The organism is Pseudoalteromonas sp. S1609, from assembly GCF_005887255.1.
Classification (GTDB): domain Bacteria; phylum Pseudomonadota; class Gammaproteobacteria; order Enterobacterales; family Alteromonadaceae; genus Pseudoalteromonas.
In genome coordinates this window covers 110,630-122,727 of sequence record NZ_PNDJ01000007.1, presented here as the reverse complement: position 1 = coordinate 122,727, position 12,098 = coordinate 110,630, and the positions used below count along the sequence as shown (strand labels likewise).

The 12,098-nt window shown below is 39.6% G+C and carries 13 protein-coding genes; 7 read left to right on the top strand and 6 right to left on the bottom strand.

Annotated elements, in window-relative coordinates:
* Positions 1-213: 213 nt before the first annotated feature.
* The 5 genes from CWB76_RS03120 to CWB76_RS03100 all read left to right on the top strand — a co-directional run bounded on the left by CWB76_RS03120 (position 214) and on the right by CWB76_RS03100 (position 5,120).
* A complete protein-coding gene (locus CWB76_RS03120; protein WP_138605367.1) occupies positions 214-1,071 on the top strand; it encodes a MipA/OmpV family protein in 858 nt (285 codons plus the stop codon).
* Positions 1,061-1,447, top strand: coding sequence for a DUF3019 domain-containing protein (locus CWB76_RS03115; RefSeq protein ID WP_010387996.1), 387 nt, complete (start codon positions 1,061-1,063; stop codon positions 1,445-1,447). The genes CWB76_RS03120 and CWB76_RS03115 overlap by 11 nt, the downstream gene beginning before the upstream one ends.
* A gap of 41 nt (positions 1,448-1,488) precedes the next feature.
* Positions 1,489-2,193 (top strand): response regulator, encoded by a 705-nt coding sequence (locus CWB76_RS03110; protein WP_054201686.1) that lies wholly within the window; start codon positions 1,489-1,491, stop codon positions 2,191-2,193.
* Between the two features lie 85 nt (positions 2,194-2,278).
* Entirely contained in the window at positions 2,279-3,568 is a 1,290-nt protein-coding gene (locus CWB76_RS03105; RefSeq protein WP_138605365.1) for a sensor histidine kinase, read from the top strand.
* Positions 3,569-3,764: 196 nt separating this feature from the next.
* Positions 3,765-5,120: a sodium-dependent transporter gene (locus tag CWB76_RS03100; RefSeq protein ID WP_010387992.1), complete on the top strand. Its 1,356-nt coding sequence runs from the start codon at positions 3,765-3,767 to the stop codon at positions 5,118-5,120.
* Positions 5,121-5,166: 46 nt separating this feature from the next.
* Here CWB76_RS03100 and CWB76_RS03095 read toward each other — a convergent pair whose 3' ends face one another.
* Both CWB76_RS03095 and CWB76_RS03090 read right to left on the bottom strand, forming a co-directional pair.
* Positions 5,167-5,610, bottom strand: coding sequence for a GNAT family N-acetyltransferase (locus tag CWB76_RS03095; RefSeq protein WP_138605363.1), 444 nt, complete (start codon positions 5,608-5,610; stop codon positions 5,167-5,169).
* Between the two features lie 51 nt (positions 5,611-5,661).
* Positions 5,662-6,405 (bottom strand): sporulation protein, encoded by a 744-nt coding sequence (locus CWB76_RS03090; RefSeq protein ID WP_109874306.1) that lies wholly within the window; start codon positions 6,403-6,405, stop codon positions 5,662-5,664.
* A 310-nt stretch (positions 6,406-6,715) separates the two neighbouring features.
* Between CWB76_RS03090 and CWB76_RS03085 the strand changes: the two genes are divergently transcribed.
* Complete coding sequence (locus CWB76_RS03085) at positions 6,716-8,287, top strand: cation:proton antiporter domain-containing protein (protein WP_138605361.1); 1,572 nt, start codon at positions 6,716-6,718, stop codon at positions 8,285-8,287.
* A 285-nt stretch (positions 8,288-8,572) separates the two neighbouring features.
* Positions 8,573-8,794, top strand: a complete 222-nt coding sequence (locus tag CWB76_RS03080) for a DUF3820 family protein (protein ID WP_138605359.1) — start codon at positions 8,573-8,575, stop codon at positions 8,792-8,794.
* 107 nt (positions 8,795-8,901) lie between these two features.
* Here the strand turns inward: CWB76_RS03080 and CWB76_RS03075 are convergent, their stop codons facing one another.
* From CWB76_RS03075 to CWB76_RS03060, 4 genes are read right to left on the bottom strand one after another with little or no spacing between them, the layout of a single operon-like run.
* Complete coding sequence (locus tag CWB76_RS03075) at positions 8,902-10,137, bottom strand: ATP-binding protein (protein WP_138605357.1); 1,236 nt, start codon at positions 10,135-10,137, stop codon at positions 8,902-8,904.
* A 26-nt stretch (positions 10,138-10,163) separates the two neighbouring features.
* A complete protein-coding gene (locus CWB76_RS03070) occupies positions 10,164-10,856 on the bottom strand; it encodes a response regulator (protein ID WP_138605355.1) in 693 nt (230 codons plus the stop codon).
* 14 nt (positions 10,857-10,870) lie between these two features.
* A complete protein-coding gene (locus CWB76_RS03065) occupies positions 10,871-11,236 on the bottom strand; it encodes a DUF3019 domain-containing protein (protein ID WP_138605353.1) in 366 nt (121 codons plus the stop codon).
* 13 nt (positions 11,237-11,249) lie between these two features.
* Entirely contained in the window at positions 11,250-12,089 is an 840-nt protein-coding gene (locus CWB76_RS03060; RefSeq protein ID WP_249363150.1) for a MipA/OmpV family protein, read from the bottom strand.
* Positions 12,090-12,098 lie beyond the last annotated feature (9 nt).

Here is a 12,098-nt window from a genome sequence, read left to right as displayed (position 1 = left end):
TAAATAGGCGATAACGCAGCATCAATGCCAAACAGGCGCTGCCCGAAGGGTTCTGCCTAGGGGCGATTTACTCTTTGTTGCTCGGTTTTTACTTAGCCCACTAGGTTACAAACTTCGCGCCGCGATTAAACCGCCCCTAGTTTGAACAAATTTTAATCCGCAAAGGTCAACAGACCCTAGCCTCTTTAGCAAACTCTAATTAAGGTTCCAAGGATGACGTATACTTCTCTTAAACAGTCTTTTGGTTGTGCGGCCTTATTAGTTGCCGCTATTTTTAGTGCCCAAAGCAGCGCCAGTAATCGTTACTATGCCGATAACACTTTGGAACCCACCACTGGGTTTGCCTGGGATTGGAGCGCTGGCGCAGGTTATTACATTGAAGACTCTTATTTAGTTGGCATGAACTCCTATGATGTTGGTGCAGAACTAGATTTGAGTATTGCAGTTTCTTACGATAATTTTTATCTAGATTTTGACCATAATCAGCTCAGCGGTGGACTTGTTTTAGGCTATAGCTTAATTAACAAATATGATTGGGGTCTTGATTTATTAGGCACCAACATTCAAGCAGGTTTTGATGAACAAGGTTTAGGCTTTTATAACGACGGAATAATTGATCCACTGCGTGGTATAAAAAAGCGTAACTATGATTTTGACACCGGCCTTCGATTAACACGCCGATTTGAAAACTCACAAGTTTCATTTGAATATTTACATGATATAAGCGGTGCTCATAATGGTTGGGTTGCCAATGTGTTTTTCAGCCATATTCAACCTTGGCGCAATTGGGAGTTTCGCTCCGGTATTGGCTTAAGTGCCTACTCTGCTGATTTTACAAACTATTACTTTGGTATTGATAGCGATGAAGCAAACGCAGCACGCCCTATTTATAGTACCGATGCCAGTACCAGTATTATGTTTGAATTTCATGCCGAATACCCCATCAATCAAGATTGGGTATTTTTAGCAGGCTGGTTAACCACTTGGTTTTCAAAAGAAATTGATGACAGCCCAATTATTTCCCAAGGATATCAACACAAAGCCAAGGTAGGCCTGCGTTATGTACTTTAGATTTTTTTACTGTTTGTTGTTTACATATTCGGGCTCTTTGCTTGCAGCCACTACACAACCACCCAGTGAACTTACTGCTGTTCCCGATACCTGTGTAGCCTTACGTGAAGGGCGTCAATGTTATGCCGATGTTGTCTTATCGTGGCAGCAACCAGAGGTAGGAAATTATTGTTTACGCGATGCGACTTCAAAATACATTATGCAGTGCTGGCTTAAACAGCGACAAGGCTCACTTAATTACGCCTTTGATTCAACCCAGAGCATTTCATTTGAGCTGTTTGATAGTAATACATCACAAGTGATTGCTGTAAGCGAAGTTAAACTACAATGGGTGTATCAAAATAGACAAAAAAAGCGGCGCTGGCGGTTATTTTAGCCACACACTATAAACATCATTCAGGTATACGAAGAAAGCTTATGGATAATTACGGTACTATTTTACTGGTTGAAGATGATATCTCTCTTGCACAATGGGTAACTGAGTATTTAACTGAGCAAGGCTATATTGTGCATGTATGTCATCGCGGTGATGAAGTTATAAGCCAAGTAAAGCATTTAAACCCACAGCTTATTTTACTCGATATTATGTTACCAGGTCTTGATGGTATCAGTGTATGCCGTGAGTTACGTAGCTTTTATCAAGCCCCTATAATTATGCTCACCGCACGAGATGAAGAAATGGATGAGGTCATTGGGCTTGAAGTCGGTGCCACAGATTACATTATAAAACCTGTTCGCCCTCGTGCACTGCTTGCTCGTATTAAGTCGGCTTTACGCTACAGCAGCGACACGCCTAAAACTGATGCTCAAGAGAGCATGATCAATATTGGTCAATTAAGTATTAATACCGAATCTCGTAACGTTACACTCAACCAGCAAGATGTGAATATTTCAAGCGCAGAGTATTTATTACTGCATTATTTAGCGAGCAACGCTGGGCAAGTTGTATCACGTGATGCGGTGTTTAAAGCAACCAAAGGCAGGGAGTATGACGGCCTAGATAGAAGCGTTGATGTGCTTATTTCTGCTTTGCGTAAAAAGTTTAATGATGATCCGCAAAAACCAGAAAAAATAAAAACTATTTGGGGGCGTGGTTATTTGTTTGTGACTACAGCGTGGTAAGTTTTAATGCCTGAGCGCTTAAATAATAAGCGCGACAATAATAAACGTCACTTCAATACACCCAGCCTATTATGGAATAGCATCAATGAAAAAGTTTTATATTTCACTACTAGGCAGTGCGCTGCTTTCAATTATTGTTTTAGGTTGGCTTATTGATGCATTTAGCCAACAAGCACATGCACCTTTGGATGAGTTTAGTGTACAAAGCCAGATTATTGTCGGGTTAAGTAAACAGCTCACAGCTATAAAGCCACAGGCACGACCAGAACAGGTAACTAAGTTAGCCAAAGATTTTAACCTGACTCTTAACTACAAATTAAATCAGTCGCTAGCATTACCATCAGCGCTATTAGATAAAATGCAAACTCAAGGCGGGTTAATACTCGAGGACGAGCAAGGCTTTTACATGCTCTACACTAATGATGCATTAAGCCCTTACCATTTAACCATGCGTTTAGATAAGCCTTACGAGAGCACACAGCGAAACGACATAATTTTAACTTTGTTATTTTATACTGGCTTATGTGTTTTTATGGGTTTTATTATTACCCCTTTAGCAAAACGTCTTACAGTATTAAATGATGCGGCAAAACAGTTCGCATCCGGTAATGTTAAAGCCCGAATTAAGCCCTCTCGCTTTACCTATATTAAAGATGTGGAACTGACCTTTAACCGCATGGCAAGCCAAATTGAAAAGTTAGTAGCTGAAAATAAACTGATGGCCTCAAGCCTGTCCCATGATATAAGAACCCCAATAGCATGCTTACGCTTTGGTGTTGACGCTGCACTTGATAGCCATGATGAGAGCAAAATAAAGCATTACCTAACCCGTATGGAAACCGATTTGGATCATATGGAGTCAATGTTAAAAAGCTACTTAGCATTTGCTACTTTGGAACAAAATGCCAATAAACTCACTTACTCATCAGCAAACCTTAAACAATATCTAAGTGACATTGTGCTGCAGCTTGAACCAAGAATAACCGCACGTTCGCTTAATATTTCTTTAGAATGTGATGATCATACTATTTTTGCTGACTTACATTGGCTAGCAAGAGCGATCGCTAACTTAATTAATAATGCCTGCGATTTTGCACATCATCACATTAAAGTAACCGCCTCGCTACAAGAGCACACTCTAGTGATCAGCATTGCCGATGATGGCCCAGGCATAGCTCAAGAAAACAATCAAAAAGTATTTAGCCCGTTCTTCCGTGAGCGCAGCCACCGTAATCGCAGTGACAACAGTTACGGGTTAGGATTGGCTATCGTTGCCAAAGTAGCCGATTGGCATCATGGTTCAATAGAAGTGAGTAAAAGTGAGCACCTTGGTGGGGCCTGCTTTACACTTACGATTGCGCGGTTTAGATATTAATTAAACAGTACCATCCGTTCTAACTAACGCAATATAATTAAAGAAATCGTGCTATTTATAATCAAAAAATGCACGTGTTATTTATATCTGAAAATAAAACGCAATAATTGTGCGACTAAGTCAAATAAGCACTTTTTATTTTTTTACAATTCCAGTAGATTGTCACGGCGTCGAAAAAATAGAGAAGCAAAATAATATGAGTGCAGTAAGAGGTGAGTTTAGCTCCCGCTTTGGTTTTATAATGGCTGCGGCAGGATCTGCTGTTGGGCTTGGTAATATTTGGGGTTTCCCGACACAAACAGCAAGTAATGGCGGGGCTGCCTTTTTAGTCGCGTACTTAGTACTGGCCTTCTTTTTAGCCTATCCTGCTTTAATGGCAGAGCTGATGATAGGTCGTCATGGACAAGCTAATGCGGTTTCTTCACTAACTAAATTAACCACTAAACCTTGGCAAAAGCAGTTTGCCTTTGCTGTTGGCTTTGGCGGGATTTTATGTGCAGGCTTTATACTAAGCTTTTATGCGATTGTTGCTGGTTGGATGTTAAGTGCGACTTTAGAGCCGGTTACTACTCTCATAGGCGCAGATGCGGCATCTTCGTGGTTAAGTGAACAGTCACTTACACGTAACATTCTTTTTACTGTGGTATTTATTATTTTAACCGTTGCTATTATTAGCCGCGGTGTTGAAAATGGTATTGAAAAATGGTCAAAACGTTTAATGCCTGCTTTGCTCGGTATTTTGTTTGCCTTAATTGCCTATGTAATGACTCAAGAAGGCGCTGTTGAGGGATTAAAAGCTTACCTAGTCCCTGACTTTTCTTCTATTTTTGATCCCACCTTATTAGTCAGTGCACTAGGACAGGCCTTCTTTTCATTGTCACTGGGCACCAGTGTAATGATTATCTATGGCTCATATATCAGTAAAAAAGAAAACCTCGTCTCTTTGGGGGCTTATGTTACGCTTATTGATGTATTCATCGCATTTGTAGCAGGCTTACTGATTATCCCCGCGATGTATGTTGCACAAGCCCAAGGTGTTGAAATATTCTCGTCAACAACAGGTAAACTGCTTTCAGAAGACACCTTAGTATTTCAGGTTTTACCCGCCTTATTTGATGGCATGGGTGGTGTGGGTTTATTTGTTGGCTTTGCTTTTTTTGCATTAATGAGTATTGCCGCTCTAACCTCGTCAATTTCAATGCTTGAAGCGCCGGTATCGTACACTGTAGAGCGCTTTGCAATGAAGCGTGTGCAAGCAACATGGTTAATAGGTGCTTTAATTGCCATAGTTAGTATTACCATAGTGTGCAACTTAGGCACGTTATTTGGTTTAGTGATCACCTTAACAACTAAAGTCGCGCAACCTTTATTAGGACTTATGTGTTGTATTTTTGTAGGGTGGATCTGGTATAGGTCATCACTGCTCAAAGCAATCCAGCAAGGTAACCCTGAAGTACATAACACCTTATTTTGGAAAATATGGCCTTGGTACACTAAATTTGTATGCCCTATCGCCATTAGCTTAGTATTTTTACATTCTTTACTTAGCTAGTAAAATAAAGGCCCACTAATGTGGGCCTTTATTTATTAAGAATTATCTACTGCTTTAAAATCATATCTTGATGAGGTATGCCATCTTCTAAGTACTCCTCCCCAACACACTCAAAACCAAATGAGCGATAAAAATTCAGTAGGTAGGTTTGTGCGCCTATATAAATATCACGAGTAGGCCACTGAGTTCTACAACAGGCAATAGCCTGGCTAACTAATTCTTTGCCTAAACCAGAGCTGCGCTGTGATTGAGCAACTAAAACACGCCCTATCGCACTATAATGTGCATCTTTCTCATAACAACGAGCATAGGCATTTACTGTTTGCCTATTGAGTGAATACAAATGGCGAGTAGCATCTGCAATATCCACATCATCAAGTTCGGGGTAAGGACACGCTTGTTCTACAACAAATACGTCAACACGTTCACGCATTATTGCAAACAGGGTTTGGGAGTCGAGCGCAGAGAATGGCTCACATTTAAACGCCATTTAAACACCTTTTATTATTACAGGGCCTTACTAAAAGGCCCCATAATCTTATTAAGCAAATAATCGCTCTAACTGATCACATAACTGAGATAAGTTAACATGATCATGCTCGATAGTTAAATCGACATAACCGTCACTTCTAAATGCTCTGTCTAACTCAATCAGTACATGCGTTTTATGCGCTTCAGGAATAAACGACAGTTCAATTTCCTTTATGCCAAATAAGCTGCGACTATTTGGTTGATATTCAAGCTCTTGATAACACCCAGACACAGATTGAAAAGTAGAAGCACGTAAATGGCCTTGCTCTACATCTGCTTTAACTAAACTAAATCCTAGCTTCTCCATTGCTTGCATACAGGTTTTAACTGCTTCATTCGGATAGATGTGCAAATGGTCTTTATCTGTTGGATCAAGCGCAAGGTCAATATCAAGCCCTGTTTCTAACCACACATAAGACTGGTTATAACCGGCATTAATTTCAGTAATTGGTGTTTCTGAATGCAAACGGGCTTCAAACGGGATAGTTTTAACTTCACCAGGCTCAACAGTACCAATGTCAGTTATGCGCCATTGATCAATAACATGATTAGTAAAGTAATCACCGTCTTCACTGGCTACTTTAACCCGAGTAACTAACATTAAATCTAAACCCGCAATTTCTTGACTTACATCACCTGCACTAATAACAATTTGTGCATTGAATAGTTGGCCAGGCTGAAGATGCTCGGTTTCTAAAATAGTATCCACCTTGGCGGCACCAATGCCTACCGATGCTAAAATCTTTTTAAACATATTTTCTCCTTAAGCTAAGCAATACACTTGTTTGCTTACACTTAAACTCCTTCGTTATGGCATCTTAACCACATTTAAAAGCGCTTGTCAGCGAAAAACTGCTATTTACATGCTGTTTACCATAAAACCAGCCATTTATGTGTGTTTTTTGTACTTTACAGCCGCCTTTATGCATACATAAAGGTGTTTTAGCAATCAGGTGATAAATACTCACTATCAGCCAATTAGCAGTAGGAAATAAGTAGATAAATTGTCAATAAGCATTGTTTTTCGCTACACTACAATGCCAAGTGCAGTGATACTAATAACTATGGAACTAATTTATTTTGCTACCGCCTTCGTCTGCGGTTTTGGTATATATCAGCTAAAATTACCGCCGCTTATCGGCTTTCTTATGGCCGGATTTATTCTTAATTTAGCGGGTTACAAAAGCACGGAGCTACTCGAAACGATTGCCTCTTTAGGGGTCACACTGCTACTTTTTAGTATTGGCCTCAAACTAAAAATTTCTAACCTTATAAAACCACAAGTGTGGGCTCCTGCCACCATACATATTATTTTAAGTAGCGCATTGTTTAGTGGCTTCATGTTGCTGCTTGGTGTATTCGCACTGCCATTATTTGTCGATTTAAGCTGGCAAAGTGCATTGTTAGTCGGCTTTGCTCTGAGCTTTTCCAGTACGGTATTTGCTGTAAAAGTACTTGAAGAACGCGGTGAAATGGCAAGTTTGCACGGTAAAATAGCCATTGGTATTTTGGTTATGCAAGATATATTTGCAGTCATATTCTTAGCGGTCAGTACAGGTAAAGTACCGAACATTTGGGCTTTAGGGTTAATTGTTGCACTACCTTTGTTTCGCCCAATTATGTACTGGGTTTTAAACCGCTCTAAACACGGTGAGTTGCTGCCGCTATTTGGCTTTTTCTTTGCATTGGTAGCTGGGTACAATGCCTTTGAATTCGCAGGATTAAAAGGTGATTTAGGCGCATTGATCATTGGCATGATGTTCGCCCCTCACAAAAAAGCAGGTGAGCTGTCTAAATCGCTGCTTAGCCTTAAAGATATATTACTGGTTGGCTTTTTCTTAAGTATTGGTTTAAGCGCAGAACTTACTGCCCACTCTTTAGTCGTTGCTTTAATTTTAGTATTGGTTATTCCTGTTAAAACGCTGCTTTATTACATACTAACTAACTTATTTAAACTGCGTGCTCGTACTTCTTTACTCACCGCATTTAGTTTGGCTAACTTTAGTGAGTTTGGCTTAATTGTTTGTGCAGTTGCTGCATCTAGCGGCATGGTTACCTCTGAATGGCTCGCGGTTATCGCGATTGCCGTATCAATTACATTTGTGATTGCCTCCCCTTTAAATAAACGCTCTAACGAGCTGTACGTTAAAATTGAACGCCTCTTATTGAAGTTTGAAAGCAAGACCCGTTTAGCAGAAGAGCTTCCTGTAAACTTAAATGATACGAAAATAGTGATCTTTGGTATGGGTAGAATTGGCACTGGTGCCTATGAAACAATAAACGCAACTCACCCTGATGTAGTTGCAGGTATTGATATTAAACCTGAGGTGGTCGATAAACATATTAAACGTGGACGCAGAGTATTAATTGCCGATGCCACCGACCCTGATTTTTGGCAGCGCGTTAATCACTCTCATGTGGAAATGGTTATGTTAACTATGCCTAAGCATATGCAAAATATTTTTGCTTTAGAGCAATTACAAGCATCAGGCTATAAAGGGCAAGTAACTGCGATTGCTAACTACCCCGATCAGCAAAAAGAATTAGAAGATATGGGAATAGATTCTACTTATAACTTTTATTTAGAGGCTGGTAGCGGTTTTGCGGAGCATGTAAAGCAAACCTTGTTTCCGTAATCGGGCTTAGATGCAAATAGATTGCATTTACATTCCTTTACATCTGAGTATTTTATTGGTGAAAAAATCAGGTAAAATGTCTGTGTTGGTTGAATAAAGCTAATACCTAAGTTTGTGTTTTATAAAAGACAAATAACGGACCCCTTGCTTTTAAGTGACCAATAAGATTCTCAAATTAGAGGGCCTACTCCCTCTATCAATAGGCTGTTACTTGCCCGTTACAGCCTATTTTATTTCCTTAAAATCCCTTACACTTACCCCCATTATTTATAAAAGATGTCAGTAATGGATCCTCAACAACTAAAAGTAGCGATTAACACCATTATGCCATTTGGCAAGTATGCGGGACGCCCTTTACTTTTGCTGCCTGAGCCATATTTAGTGTGGTTTAAACAACAAGGCTTTCCTGATAGCAAGCTTGGCTCTCAGCTCGCTATGATGTACGAAGTGAAGCTTAATGGCTTAGAGCAAATGCTGATGCCATTACTAGAAAAAACTAGTAAATAAAATAGAACTTTTCTATAAATGGTCTGTCTATCTATTTGCTACTTGTTGATTTTTTGGTTTTAAACCGCAAAAAAGCGCCTTTATGGCGCTTTTTTATTGTTTGGGATTTAGTTGTCGAGGGTGATAATAAACTTAACCCCACCCAGTGGTGAGTCTTCAATCTTACACTGCCCTTTATGCCAGCTAATAATTTTATTTACAATTGCTAGCCCTAATCCAAACCCACCGGTTTTTTTATCACGGCTTTTATCTAAACGGGTAAAAGGTTTAAACACTTTCTCACGTTCAGCATCCGCAATACCTGGGCCATCATCTTCAATAACCAGAAATAACTTTTCGGCGTTGGCAGTTAAACTAATATGCACAGTTTGCGTAGCATGTTTTAGTGCGTTACTAATTAAATTTTGTAGCACTCGCGACATAAAATGACTATCACATACGTAAATGAATTGACTCGGTAGCGTTGTTGTTAATTTAATAGGGGTATCAAAACTTACTTTTTCGATATTGGCTTTAATTAATGCAACGATATCACAAGGAGCCAATTGTAAGCTTGGTTGCTGTGTATCTAAACGAGCGTATTCCAACATTTCTGATACCAAGGATTCCAGCTCATGAATATCCATTTGCATATCAGATAAATAGTGCTGTGCTTTGATGTCCTGAGTTTTATCCTCTAACATCGCGATTGCAAACTTCAAACGCGCTAATGGTGTTCTAAACTCATGTGACACTGATGAGGTCAGTTCCTGTTGAGCACTCAATAAAAACTCAATCCGCTGCTGCATTACTTGCAACGTATCAGTGATGGGTAAAAAAAATGATTTAGAGCGGTCGCTTAATTGAAAATCTTGCGCGCCTCCGACGGCTTCACAGGCTTGGCTGAGCTTAGCAAAGTCTCGCCATAACAATAAGCTCCATAACCCTATCGGTAAGCTAATAATAAATAGCACCAATAAATAAGGTATTACGGTCCCAGTGTTTTTAGCTTTGACACCTACAGGACCTACTTGTAACAACTGAGAATTATTTAAAGTAACATACCAAACAATACGTTGCTGCTTATCATACAAGTAAAGGTAATTATTTTGAGCTAATTGTAATTGCTGCTCAGGAGGGAGAACTAAATCTTGCTGAGAGATAACTTGACTATCAAAATTATGCTTTAGCTGTTCAAGACCATCTGCCGTTTGAGAGAGCAGCCATAATGACTGCCCAAATTCATCATCTAACAAAACATGTTGCTCAGATTCATCATACGGCCAAAGCTGCTCTATAACACCACTGGCAATAAACAAAGAGGCAATAATATACACGTAAAGGCTTATAAATAGCTTCCCCATTAACCTAGCCTAATACCTTGCATTAATTACATGTCCCATGCATCTGATACAAATAAATAGCCTTGCCCCCACACCGTTTTAATACGGTATGGCTTATCACTATTATCACCAAGCTTCTTACGAATTCGAGATACACGTACATCAACGGTTCTATCGAGCCCGTCGTACTCACGTCCAATCATATGTTGGTGCACATGTTCTCGGCTGAGTACTTCTCCTGCATTTGAAGCTAATAACCACAGTAATTCAAACTCATGTGAGGTCAATACGATTTCTACACCGCTTAACTTTACAATACGACTGGTTTTATCTATTGATAAATCACCAAACTTAAGCTCCTCAATGGCTCTTACGCTAGGCTGTCCACGTCGCAATAATGCACTAATTCGAGCCAACAACACGCGCGGCTCCGCAGGTTTAATAACGTAATCGTCAGCCCCGAGCTCTAGGCCAATAACTTGGTCAAAATCTTCGCCCTTTGCAGTAAGCATTAAAATAGGTAAGGTGTATTTGTCGCGCACTTGGCGGCACACGCTAAAGCCATCTTTTCCTGGCAGCATCACATCTAGAATGATTAAATCAACATCGTTTTCACTCAGGTAAGGAAACACTTCGTCTCCGCGATCTAATACGTCAACTTCTAAGCCATTATGCTCAAGATAGTCTTTGGTTAATTGTTGCAACCCTAGGTCATCTTCAACAAGTAATATCTTTGGCATTTATTGCTCCTAAATTAAAAAAAGCTCCAAGGTGAGCGTAGCCGATGTTTCTTCTTCGCGTATGCAGTTTGCACTTCTACTTGCACACTCGCTAATGATACACCTGTAAGGGGATTAATCAGGGAGTATATGGTCTCCACCTGAACACGCGCTTTATAACTAAGTTGCCCTTTTTTTACCCCTTGCCAACATTTCAATTGAGTATCTTGCTGGTATAAACACACATCGATTGGCTCAGGCAATTGCCACTTAAATTTTAACTCAAGATCACAGAACTCTTGTTGTTCGGAAACCACACAGACTTTGGGTGATACGTTAAGTGAAGGGGCTTTTGCAACACTTGGGTTGCTAAAAAATGAAGCTGCAAACACAACCAACATAAAACACTTCATATTAAAATGTATGTTCGAATCCTATAAAGGCGGTCATTGAATAGTCATGTTCAAATAGCGGGCTACTATCCATTGCTGAATAGTCATAATATGCTAAATGAAAACGAAGTGCGTTGGCTTTACCTACCGGCCAACGGGCGTCGATTTTAGCATAAGGTTGCCAGCTACTACCAACTTCTATTTTACCATATGAAAATTCTGCGCTGTTTAAGCCATAAAAGTAATTATTTAGTTTGGCTGATTTGTAGTTAACGCCTAACGTCGATTTAAGTTTTAACAACTTAAGATCAAAATGGTATTGCCATTGTAATGATCCTCTGTAGCTATTATAAACACTATTTACATCATGCAATAATTGCGCAGAAAATACCTGTTGTTGTTTTACAAAAACATAACTGACGCCAGCATCCAGTACTACTCGTCTTTTTTGAATATTATTAATATTAATCTGGCGCGGAGATTCAACATCTTGTGATTCTAATATTTCGTTATTAGACATTGTTGTGAGCGGGAATATATTTTGCGGGTGCCAATCAATAAAAAACCGTGATTCTGGGTTAATCTCAGACACAAAGCTAATGTTATGCGTATCACTTTGTATAAAAGAGTAGCCTAAACGACCGTTATCAAAAAACCAATTTTGGCCATAATAAGCCACTTGTGGGACAACCACTAAAGGAATATTGTCTGCTCCATATAAAGGATTACTGATCACCCCTACCCCTAAGCTGACACTCATTTTAAGTTCACCAGTAGTGATATTTTGCTGCGTCTGAGCAATCGCATTAGCGCTAAACAACACCAATAAAATGCATATTTTTATTCTCAGATGTAACGCCATGGAGTTATT

Excerpts from the sequence above, each read along its gene's own strand:
- CWB76_RS03120 (WP_138605367.1), top strand. The coding sequence starts at position 214 with ATGACGTATACTTCTCTTAAACAGTCTTTTGGTTGTGCGGCCTTATTA.
- CWB76_RS03115 (WP_010387996.1), top strand. The coding sequence starts at position 1,061 with ATGTACTTTAGATTTTTTTACTGTTTGTTGTTTACATATTCGGGCTCT.
- CWB76_RS03110 (WP_054201686.1), top strand. The coding sequence starts at position 1,489 with ATGGATAATTACGGTACTATTTTACTGGTTGAAGATGATATCTCTCTT.
- CWB76_RS03105 (WP_138605365.1), top strand. The coding sequence starts at position 2,279 with ATGAAAAAGTTTTATATTTCACTACTAGGCAGTGCGCTGCTTTCAATT.
- CWB76_RS03100 (WP_010387992.1), top strand. The coding sequence starts at position 3,765 with ATGAGTGCAGTAAGAGGTGAGTTTAGCTCCCGCTTTGGTTTTATAATG.
- CWB76_RS03095 (WP_138605363.1), bottom strand. The coding sequence starts at position 5,610 with ATGGCGTTTAAATGTGAGCCATTCTCTGCGCTCGACTCCCAAACCCTG.
- CWB76_RS03090 (WP_109874306.1), bottom strand. The coding sequence starts at position 6,405 with ATGTTTAAAAAGATTTTAGCATCGGTAGGCATTGGTGCCGCCAAGGTG.
- CWB76_RS03085 (WP_138605361.1), top strand. The coding sequence starts at position 6,716 with ATGGAACTAATTTATTTTGCTACCGCCTTCGTCTGCGGTTTTGGTATA.
- CWB76_RS03080 (WP_138605359.1), top strand. The coding sequence starts at position 8,573 with ATGGATCCTCAACAACTAAAAGTAGCGATTAACACCATTATGCCATTT.
- CWB76_RS03075 (WP_138605357.1), bottom strand. The coding sequence starts at position 10,137 with ATGGGGAAGCTATTTATAAGCCTTTACGTGTATATTATTGCCTCTTTG.
- CWB76_RS03070 (WP_138605355.1), bottom strand. The coding sequence starts at position 10,856 with ATGCCAAAGATATTACTTGTTGAAGATGACCTAGGGTTGCAACAATTA.
- CWB76_RS03065 (WP_138605353.1), bottom strand. The coding sequence starts at position 11,236 with ATGTTGGTTGTGTTTGCAGCTTCATTTTTTAGCAACCCAAGTGTTGCA.
- CWB76_RS03060 (WP_249363150.1), bottom strand. The coding sequence starts at position 12,089 with ATGGCGTTACATCTGAGAATAAAAATATGCATTTTATTGGTGTTGTTT.